Genomic DNA, 3,976 nt, shown 5'->3' with positions numbered 1-3,976 from the left:
GTTCAATTTTTTTTACATTTATTAAAAATAATTTGAAGAAAAGAGAAATTTAGCGCGAAAAGTATTTTTTGATATCTCTCGCAGCCCTTGTATAGCTTGAAAATTATTTTCACCGAGAATTGCTGAATAATCACACCACCATCTTTGGCATTTAAAAAAGCAACCACTTCTTTTTCAAATTTATCAGTTAGTTGTTTTTTAAACTCTAAATGCTGATCTTCGATTTTATACTGATTAGTCATGCTCACCACCTGATTGCAACACAGCTTGATTTGTACTTAACTCGCACTTAAGGCTCACGAATGCACCTCTTGTAGCAGTTGCATGATCTCAGCTGATACCGCATCTAGCTCTGCATCAATGACTTTGAGTGATCTTGGTGGCACGTATTCATAGAAATGACGGTTAAATGGGATCTCATAACCCACAATGCCCACCTCACCATCTTTTTCATCCGTCTTTTTAGTATCAATCCACGCATCGGGTACATGCGGTAATACTTCACGTGTAAAGTAATCAGCAACGCTTTCCGTTAGCGGTACATTTTCGTTATCTCGCAGATCAGGGTTTGCTTCGACTTTACCTTTAACCTTACAAACTTCGGCTGCATCATCATGCTCACTTAAATGCTTAATAATCAGCTTTTGTTGCGCTGCGCTTAGTTTTTCACCGTTTAGTTTTGCTATTAAGCGCTTAAGGAAACCATCGCGAGAAAGATATTTGTCTTGTTCAAACTCCGCTAATGCTTCAAGCACAACTTGTTGTAGATCTTCGCCCAAATTCTTCCATGCATTATCTTCAGTCAGTGATTCTACTCGTTGTAAATCACGAGGATAAATGGCGAGTTTAAGGGGACGTTCAACAGTGATCCGGCGATAACCAAAGGCTTGGTAATCAAATATCTTACTAAAGTCATTTTCAACAAACTGACCGTAGGTTTTAACGAGGATTTCAATACTTTCTTCAGTGAGTTCTTTACGCTTACTACCCAGTGATTTTCGCATTGCTTGGTAAAAGACGTTTTCGACTTCTTCATCACTTTCACCGCCACCACTACGCCCTCTTCCACCTTTTTTCGCGCGCTCTTTTGAGGCGTTAATAAGCTGAACTTTTCCCTTTCGACGTGCGGGCTTCTGACTTGATAAAACCCACACATAGGTCGCAATACCGGTGTTGTAAAACATATCGGTCGGTAGTGCAACAATAGCTTCGAGCAGATCATGTTCAAGAATGTAACGTCGGATTTCACTTTCACCACTACCCGCACCACCTGTAAATAAAGGCGAACCATTAAGAATGATCCCGATGCGAGATCCTCCTTCACTTTTGTTTTCAGGGGAGTGTGGCCGCATCTTATTCACTAAATGCATTAGGAAGAGTAATGAACCATCCGATACACGCGGTAAACCGGCACCAAAACGCCCTTCAAAACCTTTTTCACTGTGTTCAGTATTGATGAATTTTTGAATCTTCTTCCAATCGACACCAAAGGGCGGATTTGACAGCATGTAGTCAAATTTATCAGTACGCAATTGGTCATTCGACAGGGTATTACCCAGTTTAATATTATCGACCTTTTGCCCTTTAATCAGCATATCCGCTTTACAGATAGCGTAGGATTCAGGGTTTAACTCTTGACCAAAAGCAGACAGCGATGCTTTTTCATTCAGCTCACGCACATATTCCATACCAGAAGATAAGAAACCACCCGTACCCGCCGTTGGATCATAAATAGATCGCACCAAACCCGCTTGGGTTAGAAGATCATCATCGTTACTGAATACAAGCGAGGTGGTTAAACGAACAATATCCCTTGGTGTAAAATGTTCACCAGCTGTTTCATTAGAACTTTCAGCAAAACGTCTAATTAACTCTTCAAACACCAAGCCCATACCGTAGTTGCTGATTGTGTCTGGATGCAAATCTGTTTTGGCAAACTGTTTTGCGACTTTATAAAGAAGATCTGCTTCAGATAATTTTTCGATGGTATTAAAGAAGTCAAAGTGTTCAAATATTTCGCGGGCATTAGGACTAAATGACTGAATATAACTTTCTAAATTGCTTGATACATCGGTTTCACCTAAATGATTTAGATCCATTTTCGATGTATTGTAAAAGCTTAACTGCGCTGCGTGAGTTAATAACTTATCTTGTGCCTCAAAAGGCATTGCTTTAACGACTTCATACTTAGCTAAAACATCCGGTTTACTTGTTTCAAGCACACACTCTAATCGTCTTAAAAGTGTAAAAGGAAGGATGATACGACCATATTGAGATTGTTTGAAATCGCCACGCAGGAGATCGGCCACTGACCAGAGAAAAGCAGCCGTTGAAGAAAAGTTATTGTTTGTCATATCTGCACTTTAATTTGAAAATAAGAGTGCTTACTATACTCCTATATACGATTGATTTTGTATGGGAAATCAAAATTGTTACGGAAGAATAAGTTGGTATCTGCCAGATACATATAAAATATTAAACAGCTCCGTTAAATAGAAGATCCTCCTATTCGTTAAATGATCAAGAAGTAAAAGTTCACCTTGAACAACCTCCTGTAAATAAATAGATTTTTCTTAAACTAGCGACAATTCCTTATAACTTTTCACGATCCTTTGAACGGTAGAGAGCGAGGTATCAAGGTTATTGGCTATTTTACGTTGTGGAGTGCCCTGTTTATATTCTTCAATGATTGCAGCTTTTAATCTCATCGAGGTACTACGCCCTTTATAAACCCCTTTGACTTTAGCTTGCGCAATTCCTTCTGCTTGCCTTTGCTTCATAATGTCTCTTTCGAACTGATAAACAGCGCCAAGCATATTAAGCATCAATTCATTCATTGGATTTTGTTTGTCTGCGGTGAATCTCATATTTTCTTTTATAAATTTAACTGCAACGCCTCGATCAATAAAAAACTCAACGAGATCTTTAAGATCTTTTAAATTACGCGCTAAACGACTTATGTCATGACAAATAACAACATCTCCCGCCCTTGCATGCTCTTTCAACTTAATAAGCTCAGGTCGATCGGTATTTGCCCCACTCACTTTATCTGTAAATGTTTTATCGGCTTTAATAACCTGACGATCAGTATTTTGTTCGATGGTTGAAACTCGAATATAAGCTAATTTCATCTTCCAGCCTTTGTATTCATAAATTAAGATCCTAGATTAATGAAAATTAGTAGCACTGCAAAGCCTAATAAATCATTGATTTTGTATTCAGCCTGAAGTTGTATTCGCAAGTATGGTTATAAATACACCTAACAACTCAACAAAAACTTCTAATGCCTAGTGCTTAAAATTTGAGGGTTAGTTATATAAATAAGTTTTTTTCCACTAACTGTTTTATCAATTTGAGCTTTCTTAAGTAAAAAATTATTTAAGTCTCCTTTACTCTTTACCATTAAATAAATATTTTCAGATTGCTCTATTTCAGTATCATTATCATAGCTCACCTCTAGAAACTCTTGATTACAATATGTAGCTACATTACCTCTTTCATTTTTCATAGCCACAACAGTTGGAAAGCCTATTTTTTCTGCATATTTGAATAGCTGCATTGCTTTATTTTTGAAATTATCGTTCATATCTATACCTGTATTAAATTTATAAAATACATCTTGAAAATTACACTTACATTTAATGTTTAGTATTAATAAATGTCTCATATATATGCTATTCTTTTGGTTTTATTAAAGAAAACAGTAAAAAAACAGCAATCAAAACCAAAACCGCCAACACCACATTTAAAATCATAAACACACTCCGCTTTTAGTTCTATTATGATCTATTGCTTAAAAACTCCAAAACCACTTAAATTATCATTCGCCCCCTATTTATTAAGGGCAAAATCGAGTAGGGTGAGGCTTTTGCCTCATCCCTCTCACAGAACCGTACGTACGGACCTCGTATACGGCTCCTGTATTCTTATATTCCATCATTTCGTTTTAACAAACGCTGAGGGAGCAAGCCAACCT

The 3,976-nt window shown here is 37.1% G+C and carries 4 protein-coding genes; all 4 read right to left on the bottom strand.

Going from position 1 to position 3,976, the window contains the following annotated elements:
• Positions 1-2: 2 nt before the first annotated feature.
• The gene (locus KSO91_RS16255; protein WP_238744078.1) at positions 3-242 is read right to left on the bottom strand and encodes an AlbA family DNA-binding domain-containing protein; all 240 of its coding nucleotides are present in this window, start codon (positions 240-242) and stop codon (positions 3-5) included.
• A gap of 54 nt (positions 243-296) precedes the next feature.
• Complete coding sequence (locus tag KSO91_RS16250; RefSeq protein ID WP_238744077.1) at positions 297-2,354, bottom strand: type I restriction-modification system subunit M; 2,058 nt, start codon at positions 2,352-2,354, stop codon at positions 297-299.
• A 219-nt stretch (positions 2,355-2,573) separates the two neighbouring features.
• Positions 2,574-3,131, bottom strand: coding sequence for a recombinase family protein (locus tag KSO91_RS16245; RefSeq protein WP_238744076.1), 558 nt, complete (start codon positions 3,129-3,131; stop codon positions 2,574-2,576).
• Positions 3,132-3,280: 149 nt separating this feature from the next.
• The gene (locus KSO91_RS16240) at positions 3,281-3,586 is read right to left on the bottom strand and encodes a hypothetical protein (protein ID WP_238744075.1); all 306 of its coding nucleotides are present in this window, start codon (positions 3,584-3,586) and stop codon (positions 3,281-3,283) included.
• Between the last annotated feature and the right edge of the window lie 390 nt (positions 3,587-3,976).

The organism is Psychromonas antarctica (assembly GCF_022267535.1).
GTDB classification, from domain to species: domain Bacteria; phylum Pseudomonadota; class Gammaproteobacteria; order Enterobacterales; family Psychromonadaceae; genus Psychromonas; species Psychromonas antarctica.
Note: the sequence above shows the minus strand (reverse complement) of the source record. Positions and strands in the feature narration are given on the sequence as shown.